The following is a 17,130-nucleotide window of genomic DNA, read 5'->3' on the forward strand; positions in this document are numbered from 1 at the left end:
GAGAGCCGTCACCGACGATGCGGGCGGCCGATACAAAACGGCGGCGCCACCCTTTCGGGTGACGCCGCCGTCTGTGTCAGATCAGCTGAGGTCAGCTCGCGTCCGAACCGCCGTCGCCTGCCTTGGACAGCTCGACCGGTGCATCCGGAACCGCACGCGGCTTCTCCGAACCGGTGAAGGTGAACTTGGCGTCCTCGCCGTCGCCTTCGCCGTCCCAACCCTCGACGTCGACCAGGACGATCTGTCCGGGCGCGATGTCGCCGAACAGGATCTTCTCCGAGAGCTGGTCCTCGATCTCGCGCTGGATGGTGCGACGCAGCGGACGCGCACCGAGCACCGGATCGAAACCGCGCTTGGCCAGCAGCGACTTCGCGCGGTCGGTGACCTCGAGGGCCATGTCCTTGTTCTTCAGCGCAGCTTCCACGCGCGTCAGCATGAGGTCGACCATCTGGATGATCTCGTCACGCGTGAGCTGGTGGAACACGACGATGTCGTCGATACGGTTGAGGAACTCGGGCCGGAAGTGCTTCTTGAGCTCGTCGTTGACCTTCTGCTTCATCCGCTCGTAGCCGGACTTGGTGTCGTCCTTCGACGAGAAGCCCATGCCCACGGCCTTGGAGATGTCGCTCGTACCGAGGTTCGAGGTGAAGATCAGCACGGTGTTCTTGAAGTCGACCGTACGACCCTGACCGTCGGTGAGACGGCCGTCCTCGAGGACCTGCAGCAGGGTGTTGTAGATCTCCGAGTGGGCCTTCTCGATCTCGTCGAACAGCACCACCGAGAACGGCTTGCGGCGCACCTTCTCGGTGAGCTGGCCGCCCTCTTCGTAACCGACGTAGCCGGGAGGGGCACCGAACAGACGCGACGCGGTGAACCGGTCGTGGAACTCGCCCATGTCGATCTGGATGAGCGCGTCGTCCTCGCCGAACAGGAAGTTGGCCAGTGCCTTGGAGAGCTCGGTCTTACCGACACCGGACGGGCCGGCGAAGATGAACGAGCCCGACGGGCGCTTCGGATCCTTCAGGCCGGCGCGGGTGCGGCGGATCGCCTTCGAGACCGCCTTGACGGCGTCCTCCTGGCCGATGATCCGCTTGTGCAGCTCCTCCTCCATGCGGAGCAGACGCGTGGTCTCCTCCTCGGTGAGCTTGAACACCGGGATACCGGTCCAGTTGCCCAGGACCTCGGCGATCTGCTCGTCGTCGACCTCGGCCACGACGTCCATGTCGCCGCTGCGCCACTGCTTCTCCCGCTCGGCACGCTCGGCGACCAGCTGCTTCTCCTTGTCGCGGAGGCTGGCGGCCTTCTCGAAGTCCTGCGCGTCGATCGCGCTCTCCTTCTCCTTGCGTGCGTCGGCGATGCGGTCGTCGAACTCGCGCAGGTCTGGCGGCGCGGTCATCCGGCGGATGCGCATGCGTGCGCCGGCCTCGTCGATGAGGTCGATCGCCTTGTCCGGCAGGAACCGGTCGTTGATGTAGCGATCGGCCAACGTGGCGGCGGCGACGAGCGCACCGTCGGTGATCGAGACGCGGTGATGCGACTCGTAGCGGTCACGCAGACCCTTGAGGATCTCGATGGTGTGCTCGACCGACGGCTCGCCGACCTGGACCGGCTGGAAGCGACGCTCGAGAGCGGCGTCCTTCTCGATGTACTTGCGGTACTCGTCGAGGGTCGTCGCACCGATGGTCTGCAGCTCGCCGCGGGCCAGCTTCGGCTTGAGGATGCTGGCGGCGTCGATCGCGCCCTCGGCGGCACCTGCGCCGACGAGCGTGTGCAGCTCGTCGATGAACAGGATGATGTCGCCGCGGGTGTTGATCTCCTTGAGCACCTTCTTCAGGCGTTCCTCGAAGTCACCGCGGTAGCGGCTGCCCGCGACCAGCGAACCGAGGTCGAGGGTGTAGAGCTGCTTGTCCTTGAGCGTCTCGGGGACCTGGCCGTTGACGATTGCCTGCGCGAGGCCCTCGACGACGGCGGTCTTGCCGACGCCGGGCTCGCCGATGAGAACAGGGTTGTTCTTGGTGCGGCGGCTCAGGACCTGCATGACCCGCTCGATTTCCTTTTCCCGGCCGATGACCGGGTCGAGTTTGCCCTCGGCGGCGGCAGCGGTCAGGTTGCGACCGAACTGGTCGAGGACCAGCGAGGTGGACGGGGTGCCGGACTCGCTGCTGCGACCGCCGGTGCCCGCCTCCTGCGGTTCCTTGCCCTGGTAGCCGCTCAGGAGCTGGATGACCTGCTGGCGGACCCGGTTGAGGTCGGCGCCGAGCTTGACCAGGACCTGCGCGGCGACACCCTCACCCTCGCGGATGAGGCCGAGCAGGATGTGCTCGGTACCGATGTAGTTGTGGCCGAGCTGCAGGGCCTCGCGCAGCGAGAGCTCCAGCACCTTCTTGGCACGCGGGGTGAACGGGATGTGCCCGGACGGCGCCTGCTGGCCCTGGCCGATGATCTCCTCGACCTGACTGCGGACACCTTCCAGAGAGATCCCGAGCGACTCGAGCGCCTTGGCAGCCACGCCCTCGCCCTCGTGGATGAGGCCGAGGAGGATGTGCTCGGTACCGATGTAATTGTGGTTGAGCATCCGCGCTTCTTCTTGGGCCAGAACCACAACCCGTCGCGCGCGGTCGGTGAACCGTTCGAACATTGTTCTCCCTCACATTGCTAGCGCCCCGGCCGCCGCGAGAACCACCTCGTGTGTCCGGTCGGGACAACGCGGTGCGGGTAGGCGACGACCAGCCTGCTTCTACTCTAGAGGTCGTCTTGGGTGTACCTGCAGTTAACGCCCGTGCAGACTGCACGGATTGACCGCGACGGCGGGGATGTGCACTGTACAACTGCGCAGGCCGGGGCGGTGTTCCCGGTCCGCTACGCCGAGAGCGAACGGGCCGCCGGATCACCCGATATCACCCGATATGAGGAAGAACCGGGCTCAGACCGACAACACCGAGAGAATATTGCCCGACGGGTCGGTGAACCAGGCGATGTCCGGCTCCCCGTCACCACCCCGCACGATGCCCCGCTCGTCGTGCTCGAAACCGTCGTAGCGCAAGATCTCGACCCCCTTGCCGACGAGGTCGTCGACCGTCTGCGCGAGGTCGTCCACGACGATGTTCAGCACGGTGAACGTCGCCGGCCGGTGATGGTCCTTCGGGTACACCATCACCGTCGTCCGACGGCTCACCCGGACACCGGCCACCCCCATCGGATAGCGCAGTACCCGCATTCCGAGGACGTCCCGATAGAAGCGCTCGGCCTCGTCGAGGTCGCGGACCGCGAAAGCGCTGCACGTCGACGCGGGCGGCCCCATCGCGATCTCCTCCGCGTCGGAGAGCCAGACGATCTGGATCCAGTTGCCGTCGGGATCGGTGGCCGTCCCGAGGAAGTTGCCGTCGCGTTCCTCGAGCGGACTGATCCACACGGCGCCGAGCGAGTCCAGGCGCGCAGCGGTCGCGCGCGGGTCGTCGACCTCCACGTTCAGGATCGAGCGGGCGCCGTCGCGGTTGGGGCCGGACACATCGTCGCGTTTGTCGAACATGAGGTAGAAGCCGTCGAGTTCGACGACGTCGTAGCCGGGCCCACCGTCGCCGGTGGACTCGACCTTCGCCTCGAACGCCGTCGCGTACCAGTGCGCGAGTCGTGCGGGGTCGTCGCTGGACAGGAGCATCGAGCCGATCGTTGCGGTTGCCATACCAATCCTGACCGGACGAGGGCGCCGAATTCATCGGTCACGACCGAGTCGGGCAATTCACCCGACCGCCCCGATCAGGAGAGGCTAGCGTCACAGGTCATGAGTGCCGGCGAAGACCTGCAGTCCCGTCCACTCCCGCCTCCCCGGACACCGGGGAACGGTCACGACGTCCGAGTTCGATCAACCTGACCGTCTTCGTCGCGTCGGCCGCCATCGTGCTCGCCTTCGCGATCTGGGCGCTGGCCGCACCGGCTGCGGCGGAGACCGTCATCAACGACGTCCGCGATTTCATCACCCGCTGGTTCGGCTGGTGGTACTTCATCCTCGCCACCGCGATCGTCGGTCTCGTCGTCTTCCTCGGCATCAGCAAGTACGGGCGGTACCGCCTCGGACCGGAGGAGTCCCGTCCCGAGTACAGCTTGTTCACCTGGACGTCGATGCTGTTCGCCGCCGGCATCGGTATCGACCTGATGTTCTTCTCGGTCGCCGAACCGGTCACCCATTTCCTCACCCCGCCGACCGGTGCGCCGGAGACCAACTTCGCGGCACGGGAAGCCGTGACGTGGACGGTCTTCCACTACGGGATCACCGGCTGGGCGATGTACGCCCTGATGGGCGGCGCCCTGGCCTATTTCGCGTTCCGGCACAACCTGCCGCTGACCATCCGCGCGGCCCTGTACCCGATTTCGGCAAGCGGGTCGAGGGCCGATGGGGCGACGCGATCGACGTCGCGGCCGTGCTCGGCACCATCTTCGGCATCGCGACCTCGCTGGGAATCGGCGTCGTACAGCTCAACTTCGGCCTCAACGAGATCTTCGGCATCGAGCAGGGCAAGGCCGCCCAGATCGGGCTCATCGCCCTGTCGGTGGTCATCGCCACCGCCTCGGCGACGTCCGGTGTGGACAAGGGTATTCGGCGATTGTCCGAGATCAACGTGATCCTCGCGATCGTGATGCTCGTCTACATCACGGTCGCCAAGGACGCGGGCTTCCTTCTCAACGGTCTGGTCCAGAACGCGGGCGACTACGTGTCGACGTTCGCCGACCGCACCCTCGACACCTTCGCGTGGGATCAGGTGAATCCCGCACCGGGACAGGACGCTCGGGCCTTCGTCGACGGCTGGACGCTGTTCTTCTGGGCCTGGTGGGTGGCCTGGGCGCCGTTCGTGGGTCTGTTCCTGGCGCGCATCTCCCGCGGACGGACGTTGCGGCAGTTCATCTTCGGCGTCCTCGTGGTCCCGTTCAGCTTCATCCTCATCTGGATCTCGATCTTCGGGAACAGCGCCCTGGCTGTCGCCCGCGGCGATCAGGAGTTCGCCGAGACCACCGCGTCGACCCCGGAGGCCGGCTTCTACTCGCTGCTCGAGCAGTACCCGGGGGCAACGCTGCTGATCGGCGTCACGACCATCACCGGCCTGCTGTTCTATGTGACCAGCGCCGACTCGGGTTCGCTGGTGATGGGCAACTTCACCAGCCGCCTCAGTGACCCGATGGCCGATTGCCAACGCTCCCTTCGTATCTTCTGGTCGGTCGCCATCGGCCTGCTGACCCTGTCGATGCTGTTCGCCGGGGGCGGCGACGGATCGATCCTGACCTTGCAGGCCGCGACCGTCATCATGGGTCTGCCCTTCTCCTTCGTCCTCGGCCTGATCGGGGTGTCGCTGCTGCGTGCGGTACGCAACGAGTCGTACAAACTCGACAGCTTCCGTACGACGCTGCCGAAGGTGATCGCGGTCGGACGCGGGCCGACCGAACACGGCAGCTGGCGCCAACGCCTGGTCGGAACACTCCGGTTCCCCGGTCGGGTCGCCACCCGCAGGTACATCACGGCGACGGTTGTCCCGGCGATGCACGAGGTCGCGGAGCAGTTCGGTCGGGAGGGCGTCACGGCGACGGTCGACGAGTCGGCGGTCAACGAGGGTTTGCCGTCGCCTCGCCTCATCGTCGAACTCGCCGACGTCCCGGCCTTCGAGTACTGCGTGTGGCCGGTGTCCGCACCGACGCCCACGTATGCGGTTCGCAGCCAGCGTTCCGATGACCGGTACTTCCGGTGCGAGGTGTACCTGACCGAGGGTTCGCAGGGATATTCCTTGTCGGGGTACAACCGTGAACAGATCATCGGCGACATTCTCGATCAGTACGAACGACATCTGGGCTATCTCCATCTACGTGACTCGGCCGCCGATCACCACGACCCGGCCGCCCGCCTCCCGGACACCGTCGCCGGCACCGGATCCCCGAACGCCGGTACGGTCGCAGAGGCGGACATACCCGACAGCGATCCGGAAGGAGCGCCTGCTCCATGAGCGAGACCCTCTACATCGACGGCCGTTGGTGCGCCGCGAGATCCGGCAAGACCCGCGAGATACGCTGTCCGGCCGACAATTCCGTGGTGGGCGTGGTGGCCGAGGCGTCCGCGGACGACACCGAGGCGGCGATCGCAGCTGCCCGGCACGCCTTCGACGCCGGGGAGTGGAGCGCCACCCCGGCGGCCGAGCGGGGCGATCTCCTCCTCCGCGTCGCCGATCAGATCGATGCGCGCCGAGACGAATTCGTCCGAGCCGAGACCCTCGACACGGGCAAACGGCCGTATGAGTCGGATATCGACATGACCGACATCGCCAACTGCTTCCGCTATTTCGGAAAGCTGGCCGCGCAGGACGCCGGTCGTGTCGTCGACACCGGGTCGCCCGATGCCGATTCGCGGATCGTCTACGAGCCGGTCGGCGTCTGCGGCCTCATCACGCCGTGGAACTATCCGCTGCTGCAGGCGGCGTGGAAGGTGGCGCCCGCCCTGGCGGCCGGCAACACCTTCGTCCTCAAACCCGCCGAGCTGACGCCGCACACCTCGATCCTCCTGCTGGAAGTGCTTGACGGCCTCGGCCTTCCGGCCGGGGTCGCGAACCTCGTACTCGGTGCCGGAGCGGATGCGGGCGCGCCGCTGTCGTCGCATCCCGACGTCGACCTGGTCTCCTTCACCGGCGGACTGGTGACGGGGCGGGTCATCGCGCGCTAGGCCGCGGCGACGGTGAAGAAGGTGGCCCTCGAACTCGGCGGCAAGAACCCGAACGTCGTGTTCGCGGACGCCTGCGCCACCGACGATCTGCTCGCCGCCGCGGTGGACAACGCACTGAACGCGGCGTTCTTGCACTCGGGTCAGGTGTGTTCCGCGGGTGCACGACTCGTCGTCGAGGAGTCGGCGCACGACCGGTTCGTCGACGAACTGGTCCGGCGCGCCGAGCAGATCCGTCTGGGACTGCCGTACTCCGAGGGCACCGAGACCGGACCGCTGATCTCCGAGGCGCATCGCGACAAGGTGCACGCCTACGTCGAACAGGCCCGAGCCGACGGCGCGGTGATCCGCACCGGCGGCGCCTTCGCGACCGGCGACCAGGGGTCGGGCAACCTCGACGACGGCTGGTTCTACCTGCCCACCGTCATCGACGGCGCCGACCGTTCGATGGCCTGTGTGCACGACGAGGCCTTCGGCCCCACCGTGACCGTCGAGACCTTCACCACCGAGGACGAGGCGGTGAGCCTGGCCAACGACACCGTCTACGGTCTCGCCGGGGCGGTGTGGTCGGCCGACGCCGCCCGTGCCCGCCGCATCGCCGGACGCATACGGGCAGGAACGGTGTGGGTCAACGACTTCGGCCCCTACCTACCCGAGGCCGAGTGGGGCGGCTACGGGCAGTCCGGCTTCGGGCGTGAGCTCGGACCGTCGGGTCTGGCCGAGTACCGCGAGGCCAAGCACGTCTACGAGAACCTCCGGCCGGGTGTGACCGGCTGGTTCGAGAACCGGAAGGGGCAGCAGTGAGCGAGTCGCACGGCACGGAGACCTACGACTACGTGGTCGTCGGTGGCGGTTCGGCGGGCGCCGCGGTGGCGTCCCGGTTGTCCGAGGACCCGTCGGTCACGGTGTGCCTGCTGGAAGCCGACCCGTCCGATGTCGGGGACGACGCGATCCTGCGACTCGACCGTTGGATGGAGCTGCTCGAATCCGGATACGACTGGGACTATCCCATCGAGCCGCAGGAGAACGGCAACGACTTCATGCGGCACGCCCGCGCAAAGGCGCTGGGCGGCTGCAGTTCCCACAACAGCTGCATCGCGTTCTGGGCACCGCGAGAGGACCTCGACTCCTGGGAGCGCGATTTCGGTTGTGCAGGCTGGGGTTCGGAGGAGCTGTATCGACTCTTCCCTCAGATCGAGACCAACGACGCCCCCGGCGACCATCACGGCCGCAGCGGACCCGTCCACATCATGACGGTGCCGCCGAACGACCCGTGCGGTGTCGCCGTGCTCGATGCCTGTGAGGCCGTCGGTATCCCGCGGGCCAAGTTCAACAGCGGGAAGACGGTCGTCAACGGCGCCAACTTCTTTCAGATCAACCGGCGTCCCGACGGAATGAGGGCGTCGTCGTCGGTGAGTTATCTGCACCCCCACCTCGATCGGCCGAACCTCACGATCCGCACCGGATCCTGGGCCAAGCGGATCGTCATCGAGAAGGTCGACGGCGAGCTGCGGGCCGTCGGCGTCGACATCACCGACAACGCCTTCGGACGGACGACGAGGATCGATGCCGGACGCGAGGTGATCGTGTCGGCCGGCGCCATCGACACCCCGAAACTGCTGATGCTCTCGGGGATCGGGCCGGCCGATGATCTCCGTCAGCACGAACTCGACGTCCTCGTCGACTCCCCCGGCGTCGGCGAACACCTCCAGGACCATCCCGAGGGCGTCATCGGATTCGAGACGAAGAAGCCCATGACACAGGAGTCGACCCAGTGGTGGGAGGCCGGCATCTTCACGACCGTCGACGATGATCTGGACCGGCCGGACCTCATGATGCATTACGGCAGCGTGCCCTTCGACATGCACACCCTGCGCCAGGGGTACCCGACCAGTGAGAACACCTTCTGCCTCACCCCGAACGTCACCCATGCGCGATCGCGGGGCACGGTGAAGCTGCGCTCCCGCGATTTCCGCGACAAGCCGCGCGTCGACCCCCGGTACTTCACGACCCCGAGGGCTACGACATGCGGATCATGACCGCAGGCCTGCGCAAGGCACGCGAGATCGCTTCCGCCGCGCCACTGCGGGAATGGGTTGCGCGCGAACTCTATCCGGGACCCGACACCACCAGCGACGACGCGCTGACCGACTACATCCGACGCACCCACAACACCGTCTACCACCCGGTGGGCACGGTACGGATGGGACCGCCGGACGACGAGATGTCGCCGCTCGACCCCGAGCTGCGGGTCAAGGGCGTGGCGGGCCTGCGCGTCGCCGACGCGTCGGTCTTCCCCGAGCACACCACGGTGAACCCGAACCTGACCGTGATGCTCGTCGGGGAACGGTGTGCCGAACTGGTGGCCGGCAGCTAGATCCTGATCGAGTCGACGATGCGGTCGAGGACCGCGGCGACCTCGGCGGTCGCCGCCTCCCGGTCCTGCGCCGCGGCCACGTACAGGGCGGCCTCGTCGAGCGCACCGATCGCGACGTGGGCGAGAGGTCGGGTCGGCTGATCCACGGCCTGACCGGCGGCGATCGCGGCCTGGATCAACCCCTCGACGAGGGCGAAGCCGAACTCTTCACCTCGCGCACGCCATTGCGCCCAGCCGAGGACGGACGGTGCCTCGACGAGGGTGATCCGGTGTACCGAGGGTTCGGTGCAGAGCTCGAGGAAGAGCCGCATGCCCGTCTTGAGCGCGGCGATCGGGTCCTCGGCGGCGAGTGCGCCGGCGGCTTCGGCGATCTGGGCGACCACATCTTGTTCCACCGCGTCGTAGACGGCCGTGAACAGACCCTTCTTGTCGCCGAACTGGTGGTAGAGCGCACCACGGGTCACGCCCGCCGCGTCGACGATCTCCTGGGTGCCCACGTCGGCGAAACCGCGTTCGCCAAAGAGCTTGCGACCTGCGGCGATGAGCGCCGCGCGGGTGGCCGCGGTGCGTTCGGCCTGGGTCCGACGGTTGACTTTCATACAGTCTGCACGTAACTTTCGTACTCTGTGTTCGTAAGTTATCCGAGTCTACGAGAAGCGGACCTCGCCATGGCAAACATGCTGCCGACCGTCGAACTCCCGTCCGGTGCGATCGAGTACGCCACGTACGGACCCACCGACACCGCACTTCCGCCGATCGTCTTCATGCACGGCGCCGTCGTCGACCATCGCCTGTGGGAACCGGTCGCCGAGCTCCTCGCCGAACGCGGCCACCGTTGCTTCGTCCCGTTGATGCCGCTTGGTTCGCACCGGATCCCGTGGGGGCCGGACGCGGATCGTTCGCCGCGCGGGGCGAGCCGGGTGCTCCGCGAGTTCGTCGGACACTTCGACCTGTCGTCGGCGACCCTGGTGGCCAACGACACCGGCGGCGCGGTCACCCAGTTCGCGCTCGACGAGGATCCCCGCTTCGTGAGCCGCGTCGTGTTCACCAACTGCGATGCCTTCGATCTGTTTCCGCCGCAACCGTTTCGGCTGTACTTCGCATTGATGCGACACCGGCTGTTGCTGAAGCCCCTGGTCGATTCGATGCGGCTCAAGACCCTCCGGCATTCCCCGCTCGGCGTCGGCCTGCTGCTCAACGATCCCGATCCCGGCCTCACCGCCTCCGTGTTCGTTCCCCTGCAAGACGACGTCCGCATCCGTGACGACTTCAAAGCGTTCCTGCGCGAGATCAGCCCAGCGGAGCTCGCCACCGTGACCGCACGCATGTCGCGGGTCGACCTGCCCGTCCGTTTCGTGTGGGGTCGTGACGATCGGTGTTTCACCCTGGAACACGGCCGGCGGTTCGCCTCGGTCTTCACCGGAGCCGACGGCGAGGGTGCCCGGTTCGTCGAGATCGCCGACGCCCGCACGTTCGTGTCGCTGGACCAACCGCATGCGGTGGCGGCGGAGATCGCGACGTTCACCGCGGAAGAGTCGGCGAAGAAACTTCGCTGAAGGGCGTCGGATTCCGGGCCCCCCGCACGACGATGAATACGTGAGCAGCGACCACTCCGATTCTTCCGGACCAGAGGGACTGCTGGCGGTGTACGACCAGGCACTGCCGGCGGTGTATGGATTCGTCGTCCGGCGCTGCGCGGATCGTCGAACCGCCGAGGACGTGACGTCGGAGACCTTCCTGGCCGCCATGGACTCCGTTCGCCGGCACCGGGACACCGAACCGACGACACCCTGGCTGATCGGGATCGCGCGGCACAAGCTCGCCGACCACTGGCGGCGGGCTCAACGCACACCGGAACCGGTCGACGACGTCCCCGACCACGGGGACGACCCGTGGGACACCGAACTCGACCGCATGGTCGCCCATCACACGCTGAGGCAACTGACGCCGATCCACCGCGCAGTCCTCACATTGCGCTACGTCGACGACCTACCGGTCGGCGAATGCGCGGAGATCCTCGGTCGCACGGTCGGTGCCACCGAGGCGCTTCTCACCCGCGCGAAGCGCGCCTTCCGCGCGGCCTACCCCGAAACACAACCCCAGAGCAGCGGGAGAGGAGGTCACGCATGAGCACCCGGAACAGCACACGCTTCGGTGAGGCACGGGATCCGCTGCACGTACTGCGCGCAGCCGACACTCCCGGCTTCGACGATCCCGTCGAACCCGACCGCGGTTTCGCCGCCTCGTTGCGCGACCGCCTCGAACGCGGGGCGAACCTACCGCAAGGAGTCGTCATGGCCACCGCAACACAATTCGACGAACCGATCACCACCGATACCGCCATCACTTCCGACGTGGTCGTCGAACGCCCCGGCGCACTCCCCTACCTCACCGTGGCGGAGCCGCAGGCCGCCATCGACTGGTACATCGCGAATCTCGGCGCGCGGCTGCGTGGGCAGCCGATCGTCATGGAGGACGGTGTCATCGGCCACGCCGAGCTCGAGATCGGCGGCGGTGTCATCTATCTCGCCGCCGAGTTCCCGGATCTGGGCCTGCGGGCACCTGCCCCCGGTCACGTGTCGGTGAGTCTGATGGTCGCGGTCGACGACACCGACACCGCCGTCGCGACGGCCGCCCGGGCCGGCGCCTCCGTCACCCGTGAACCCTACGAGGCGTACGGCACGCGGACCGGGGTCATCGTCGACCCGTTCGGTCACCGCTGGATGCTGACCGGACCGTCGAAGACACAGTTGTCCAACCGCATTCATCAGGGCGACATCGGCTACATGTCCCTGAACACCCCGGACGCCGCACGCGCACGCCGCTTCTACGGCGCAGTCCTCGGTTGGGAGTTCGATCCCGAGGGGCGTCGTGTGACCAACGTCGGTCACCGACTGGGCATCTTCGAGACAGACGGCGACCCGACGGTGTTCTGCGCCTACGCCGTCGACGACCTCGAGGCGGCACATGCGCGCATCGTCGCGGCCGGCGGACAGGGCGAATTCGGGTCGAGTCCCGACGGGCATCGGATCGTCGACGCGGTCGACGCCCAGGGCGTGCGATTCGCGGTGTACGCCACCGAACCCGGCGACATGCGGCCCGCCCAACATCCCCGCGACATCGGCGCGATGAGCTACCTGACCGTGCTCACGCCGGACAGCGCGCGCTACCGGGACTTCTACGGATCAGTGCTCGGCTGGACGTTCCACGGCGGTCGCATCGACGACGGCTGGGAGGTCGACGATGTGCGACCCCAGGTCGGGATCGCCGGTGGCGCCGACACTTCCGTGGCGGTCCCGATGTGGGTGATCGACGATGTCGAGGGTGCGGTCGCACGTGTCCGCGCCGCTGGTGGCAGCGTCCTCGAGGAACCCCGCACCGCGCCGTACGGTATCTCCGCGCGGTGCACCGACGACCAGGGAGCGCAGTTCTACCTCGGCCAGTTGTTCTGAGGCTACGGTCCGATGTCGCACGCGACCTCGATCCGGGGACGCAAGCTCGATCGAGTTCGTATCGCCGGGTTGATGTCGCGTGCGACTTCGTTCGGGACGTAACCGACTGCGCACAGCCAATTAGCCACGCACCTGTGGATGACGATCCGAACCTGTCGGCGGGTTGATCTACATTGGTAGGTAACAGATTCAGCCATCCAGGTTGGGCTGTAGACGTTGTGGGGGCAGCGTGTCGGGTGCATGGACCGATCTACCGGACGAGTTCCACGCCGGGGTCGATCCTGCCCACCCCGAACGCTCCGACACCGCAACCCATATGGAACGGTTGCGGTCGATCCGCCACGGCGAAGCCCACCTGGCGTGGAGCCGCTACCAATCGATCGCCACCATCTACGACCAACTCGTCGTCAACAGCGATGGCGGGTTCTTCATCGATCGCTACACCGAGATGGTCACCCGGGTGTGCCGCGAAGATGCCATCACCCGCTACCGAGCTGATCAGTGGGTCGGCGAAGCACTCGCCCTGCGCGACCGGCTACCGAAAGTAGCGACCACCCTGCGTGACGGCATCCTGTCGCGGGAGTTGATCCAGACCGTCATCACCCGTACCGACCTCATCTCCGATGACGCCGTGATCGCCGACCTCGACACCGAGATCGAACACATCCTGCGCAACCGTAAGGGGGCGTGGTCGAAACCCACACTGCGGGACATGGTCGACCGCTTGGTGTTCCGGCACGATCCTGACGCGGTGCGGGAGCGTCGTCGCGAAGCCTTGGACAAGCGGGGCGTGTGGATCGACAACTTCGCCGACGGTACCGGCGAGATCACCGGGGTGATGGCTGCTGAGAACGTCCGCATCGCGGAGAAGGCGGTGAAAGCCCTCGCCGACACCGTCTGCGCGCATGACGGACGCAAACGCAACCAACGCAACTCCGATGCCATGTTCGCCCTGTTGACCGGCACCGTCTTCGAGTGTCAGTGTGGGCGCGAGGATTGCGACGCCGAGGTCCCGGACCCTGCCGAGGTCGTCCGCTCGGTGAGCACCGAGCTCATCATCCACGTCGTCACCGACCCGGCCACCCTTGACGGCGCCCCTGGTATCGGCTGGGTCGACGGCCACGGCGTGATCTCCGACGAGCACGTCCGTGACCTCGCCGACCGGCCCGATGCGACCATCAAGCCGGTCACCCCGGTCCGCACCCCACCGGCCCGTGTTGTCTCCGACGACGCAACCGACGCCCCGTCGACCGAGGTCGTCTTCGTCTATCCGGGTGCGCAGGCGGCCGATCCGTACCGCCCGACCACCGCGTGCGCCGAGTTCGTGCGGGTGCGTGACGGCTACTGCACCGAACCCGGCTGCCCGAGTTCAGCCTTCGACAGCGACCTCGACCACGTCACCGAGTACGACCGCACCAACCCCACCCAGGGCGGGGCGACGTCGAGTGAGAACCTCAACGCCAAATGCCGGTTCGGGCACCTGCACAAGACCTTCGGCGACTGGATCGATGCCCAATACCGCGACGACGACGGCCACCTCGTCACCGAATACCGCACTCCGGAGGGTTTCACCATCCCCGGTGGCGCCGAAACCCTGGAAGACCTCTTCCCCAACCTGCGGCGTATCCGCTACGAACAACCACCCCAGGCACCACCCACACCCCGAGTGATCACCGGCGAGGACGCCCGGTCGCCCACCAACCGGCTTGCGAGCAAACACGCACGCCGGCGGGCCGAACGTGCCCGCAACAAGAAACAACGCCTCGCCGACCAGAAGGAGCCGCCACCTTTCTGACCTGGGTTGTCACCGACCCACGAGCAACCCGACGACGAGCACCACCACGGCGGCGGTCGTCAACACCGACCGGACGATGTTCCACGGGACCCAGACCGACGTGAACTCGGTCCACACGCGGGCAGCCTCGTCGCCACGCGCGTCGGCGGCGGCGTCGAGGCGGTTGTTGGCCGGCACGTTGACGGTCAAGGTGATGACGACACCGAGCAGAGCGAGAAGAGTCGCGCCGAGGACCCACCAGCGCAAGCCGTCATTCCAGGCCGCCCACGTACTCAGAGCGCCGAACACCACACCGCCACCGAAGATGACCGCGAACAGGGGATTCAGAATGGCAGTGTTCATTCGTTGCATCGCCGGGACGGCGACGTCGGCGCCGGCGCGGGTCAGGCCGGGTATGACGGAGTAACCGAAGCCCGCCAGCACACCAACGCTGAGTCCAGTGGAGACGACGGTGAGGGTCACGAGTACGTCCTGCAAAAAGTCCACGAGGACAAGTCCACCGCGTGTGACGACAGAACGCCATGGTTCACTCTTACCCATGTCCTCACGCTCCCGCGCCCGGGCGCTTTCCGCGCGCCTGCCGTTCGGTATCGGGACCGTCGTACTGATCCTCTGCGCAGCGATGCTCGTCACCGTCGGCGTGGTGCTCTCCGGTGGCAAGTACCAGGTGGACGACACCGAGTACGCATATGGGGAACTGCGCGACTACCACCGGGCGCCGTCCATCGCCTGGACCATCGTCGGCCACGAGGATCTGCCCGACTATCGCGACGAGGTCACCATCCAGGTCGTCGACACCTCGGACGAGGGCTGGCTCATCGCCTACCCCTCCGGCCTGGGCCGCTCGTTCACGATGGTGGACCGACGCAACGGTCGTATGCTCTGGGACTCACCCATCAACGCCGGCCAAGGCGACTGCGCCGTCAACGAGGCCGGGCAGGTGGGCTGCGCCGTCCAACTCGGCACGCCGCTCGACGACGGCTTCTATCTCGTCGACGACGCGGGACACCCGACGCAGACCTCCGAGTACCTGGACACCAAGAAGGTCGTCGGACTCGGCAACAACTTCCTGCGCGTCAACCGCGTCGGCCACCAGGTCTCGCTGAACACCCCGGCCGGGAACACCATCTGGGCACGAACCTTCGCCGCGCCGGTCGTCGACATCGAGGTCACCGGCGACATCGTCGTCGTCAAGACCGCGGACGCCAGCCAGTACCTGGTGAACCCGACGAACGGCGACAACCGCATCGCCTGCGACCAGTGCAACATCGCCCTCTATCCGACGGGCGTGACCGTCGAGCACCAGGACCACAACGCCGAGCGGGTCACCAGCTACGCCACCGTCAACGGACGCGTCGACGCGGACCCCGTCAGCGACTCAGAAGGCCTGCAGGTGGAGTCCGGTCCGTCGACGCTTGCGTTGCTGACCGCGTCCAACCGCATCTTCGCCGACCGTGGAGAGTACGAGGTCCGCGACCCGGCCCGACAGGGCGCTCTGTGGCGGATCAGCGACCGGGAACTCTCCAAGTCGGGGGCCATCGCCTGCGGCTCACTGGTCAACTTCGGGCGCCTCGACGGTTCGCGGACGACGTACGCGCTCGCGGACGGCAAGCACATCGGCAGCGGTCCGCCGCCCGGTCCGGAGCAACCCATCCTGGCCAACCCCGCCTGCATCGGGTCGACGGACACCACCATGATCCTCTCGAATCAGGGACAGCTGACCGCCCTGACGCCGGAGAACACCGTGGCCTGGGAACAGGGCGTCGGCTCCCCCGGGCTGATCAAAGTCATCGAGGGTTACATCGTCCTCAGCGAGGGCGCCACGATGTCCGTTCTGCGTCCGAATTGAGGCTCGTGTGGGCCGTCTCACATCCACACGAGTGCGCCCGCGGCTACCTGCGAAGACACACAGTCGTCCAACTGTCCAGACCTAGGTTGGTCACGGACAGATAACGCTTTGCTCACGACCACGTGTACGGTCGGCTCGGTTCCGAAAGCACGAACCATCAGCAGTACACGCGAGGTCACAGTTTTGGGTAAGCATTCCAAGCCACGGAAGAAAACACGCACACCGCTGTGGGCCACAGCCCTCCTCCCCGTCGGGGTCCTGGCGGGCGCGGCAACCGCAGGAGCCGAGCTGTCCCACCCGACAGCCGCCCCGGAGCCCAGCATCCCCGCCAAGGGCGTGACGGCCACCGCGGCTCCGGCGCTCACCCCCGCCGTGAAAGTCCACCCGGTCGCCCCCGTACCGAAGCCGGCACCCGCCCCGGTCATCCGACCGGCGAGCGTCACCTCCGGCGCAGTCCCCGCGACCAACTATGACGCCTACAAGAGGGCCGCGACGACCATCGCCGACACCAGCCCGCGCTGCGGGATCGACTGGAAGGTCATCGCCGGCATCGGCAAGGTCGAGTCCCATCACGCCGACCAGGGCAACGTCAATCCCGACGGCGTGCTGCGCAGCGCCATCTTCGGTCCCGTCCTCAACGGCACGCTCGCCGGCAACGAGGTCATCAGCGACACCGACGGCGGTGAGCTCGACCGCGACGCGGCCTACGACCGTGCGGTCGGCCCCATGCAATTCCTGCCGTCGACCTGGAAGGCCTACGCCGCCGACGGCAACGGGGACGGAAAGTCCGACCCGCAGAACATCTTCGACGCCGCGCTGACCACTGCTCGGTACCTGTGCGACGACAACCTGGACTTGCGCAACCCGGCCTCGCTGACCACCGCGATCCTGCGGTACAACAACTCGATGGAGTACGTGAACAACGTCCTCGGGTTCGCCCGGTCGTACTGATCCGCATCGCCG

The 17,130-nt window shown here is 67.0% G+C and carries 10 protein-coding genes and 3 pseudogenes; 9 read left to right on the forward strand and 4 right to left on the reverse strand.

Features of this window, described 5'->3' with window-relative positions; genetic code table 11:
• Positions 1-91 precede the first annotated feature (91 nt).
• Both GOAMI_RS07230 and GOAMI_RS07235 read right to left on the reverse strand, forming a co-directional pair.
• A complete protein-coding gene (locus GOAMI_RS07230) occupies positions 92-2,638 on the reverse strand; it encodes an ATP-dependent Clp protease ATP-binding subunit (protein WP_006435788.1) in 2,547 nt (848 codons plus the stop codon).
• A gap of 285 nt (positions 2,639-2,923) precedes the next feature.
• Positions 2,924-3,682 carry a VOC family protein gene (locus GOAMI_RS07235; protein ID WP_006435790.1) on the reverse strand — a complete coding sequence of 253 codons (759 nt, stop codon included), beginning with the start codon at positions 3,680-3,682 and terminating at the stop codon, positions 2,924-2,926.
• Between the two features lie 179 nt (positions 3,683-3,861).
• Between GOAMI_RS07235 and betT the strand changes: the two are divergent.
• The 3 pseudogenes from betT (at position 3,862) to GOAMI_RS07250 (ending at position 9,071) form a co-directional block, all read left to right on the forward strand.
• Positions 3,862-5,987, forward strand: a pseudogene (gene betT, locus GOAMI_RS07240) (choline BCCT transporter BetT).
• Positions 5,984-7,498 (forward strand): annotated as a pseudogene (locus GOAMI_RS07245) (aldehyde dehydrogenase family protein). The pseudogenes betT and GOAMI_RS07245 overlap by 4 nt, the downstream one beginning before the upstream one ends.
• Positions 7,495-9,071 (forward strand): annotated as a pseudogene (locus GOAMI_RS07250) (GMC family oxidoreductase). Before GOAMI_RS07245 ends, GOAMI_RS07250 begins: the two co-directional pseudogenes overlap by 4 nt.
• On the opposite strand, the gene GOAMI_RS07255 reads toward GOAMI_RS07250, so the two are convergent.
• Positions 9,068-9,670: a TetR/AcrR family transcriptional regulator gene (locus GOAMI_RS07255; RefSeq protein WP_006435798.1), complete on the reverse strand. Its 603-nt coding sequence runs from the start codon at positions 9,668-9,670 to the stop codon at positions 9,068-9,070. The pseudogene GOAMI_RS07250 and the gene GOAMI_RS07255 overlap by 4 nt on opposite strands.
• A gap of 69 nt (positions 9,671-9,739) precedes the next feature.
• On the opposite strand from GOAMI_RS07255, the gene GOAMI_RS07260 reads away from it, so the two are divergent.
• The 4 genes from GOAMI_RS07260 to GOAMI_RS07275 all read left to right on the forward strand — a co-directional run bounded on the left by GOAMI_RS07260 (position 9,740) and on the right by GOAMI_RS07275 (position 14,318).
• A complete protein-coding gene (locus tag GOAMI_RS07260; protein ID WP_006435799.1) occupies positions 9,740-10,627 on the forward strand; it encodes an alpha/beta fold hydrolase in 888 nt (295 codons plus the stop codon).
• 40 nt (positions 10,628-10,667) lie between these two features.
• On the forward strand, positions 10,668-11,201 hold the full coding sequence (locus tag GOAMI_RS07265; RefSeq protein ID WP_006435800.1) for an RNA polymerase sigma factor: 534 nt from the start codon (positions 10,668-10,670) through the stop codon (positions 11,199-11,201).
• Positions 11,198-12,523 (forward strand): VOC family protein, encoded by a 1,326-nt coding sequence (locus GOAMI_RS07270; RefSeq protein WP_006435801.1) that lies wholly within the window; start codon positions 11,198-11,200, stop codon positions 12,521-12,523. Before GOAMI_RS07265 ends, GOAMI_RS07270 begins: the two co-directional genes overlap by 4 nt.
• Before the next feature lie 229 nt (positions 12,524-12,752).
• The gene (locus GOAMI_RS07275) at positions 12,753-14,318 is read left to right on the forward strand and encodes an HNH endonuclease signature motif containing protein (protein WP_006435802.1); all 1,566 of its coding nucleotides are present in this window, start codon (positions 12,753-12,755) and stop codon (positions 14,316-14,318) included.
• 9 nt (positions 14,319-14,327) lie between these two features.
• Here the strand turns inward: GOAMI_RS07275 and GOAMI_RS07280 are convergent, their stop codons facing one another.
• Positions 14,328-14,804 (reverse strand): anthrone oxygenase family protein, encoded by a 477-nt coding sequence (locus tag GOAMI_RS07280; RefSeq protein ID WP_040004642.1) that lies wholly within the window; start codon positions 14,802-14,804, stop codon positions 14,328-14,330.
• A 52-nt stretch (positions 14,805-14,856) separates the two neighbouring features.
• On the opposite strand from GOAMI_RS07280, the gene GOAMI_RS07285 reads away from it, so the two are divergent.
• Together GOAMI_RS07285 and GOAMI_RS07290 are read left to right on the forward strand one after the other, a co-directional pair.
• Positions 14,857-16,167, forward strand: a complete 1,311-nt coding sequence (locus GOAMI_RS07285; RefSeq protein WP_006435804.1) for an outer membrane protein assembly factor BamB family protein — start codon at positions 14,857-14,859, stop codon at positions 16,165-16,167.
• 183 nt (positions 16,168-16,350) lie between these two features.
• Positions 16,351-17,118: a lytic transglycosylase domain-containing protein gene (locus GOAMI_RS07290; RefSeq protein WP_006435805.1), complete on the forward strand. Its 768-nt coding sequence runs from the start codon at positions 16,351-16,353 to the stop codon at positions 17,116-17,118.
• Positions 17,119-17,130 lie beyond the last annotated feature (12 nt).

Origin of the sequence: Gordonia amicalis NBRC 100051 = JCM 11271 (assembly GCF_000332995.1) — a bacterium.
Lineage (GTDB): Bacteria > Actinomycetota > Actinomycetes > Mycobacteriales > Mycobacteriaceae > Gordonia > Gordonia amicalis.

Excerpts from the sequence above, each read along its gene's own strand:
- GOAMI_RS07230 (WP_006435788.1), bottom strand. The coding sequence starts at position 2,638 with ATGTTCGAACGGTTCACCGACCGCGCGCGACGGGTTGTGGTTCTGGCC.
- GOAMI_RS07235 (WP_006435790.1), bottom strand. The coding sequence starts at position 3,682 with ATGGCAACCGCAACGATCGGCTCGATGCTCCTGTCCAGCGACGACCCC.
- GOAMI_RS07255 (WP_006435798.1), bottom strand. The coding sequence starts at position 9,670 with ATGAAAGTCAACCGTCGGACCCAGGCCGAACGCACCGCGGCCACCCGC.
- GOAMI_RS07260 (WP_006435799.1), top strand. The coding sequence starts at position 9,740 with ATGGCAAACATGCTGCCGACCGTCGAACTCCCGTCCGGTGCGATCGAG.
- GOAMI_RS07270 (WP_006435801.1), top strand. The coding sequence starts at position 11,198 with ATGAGCACCCGGAACAGCACACGCTTCGGTGAGGCACGGGATCCGCTG.
- GOAMI_RS07285 (WP_006435804.1), top strand. The coding sequence starts at position 14,857 with ATGTCCTCACGCTCCCGCGCCCGGGCGCTTTCCGCGCGCCTGCCGTTC.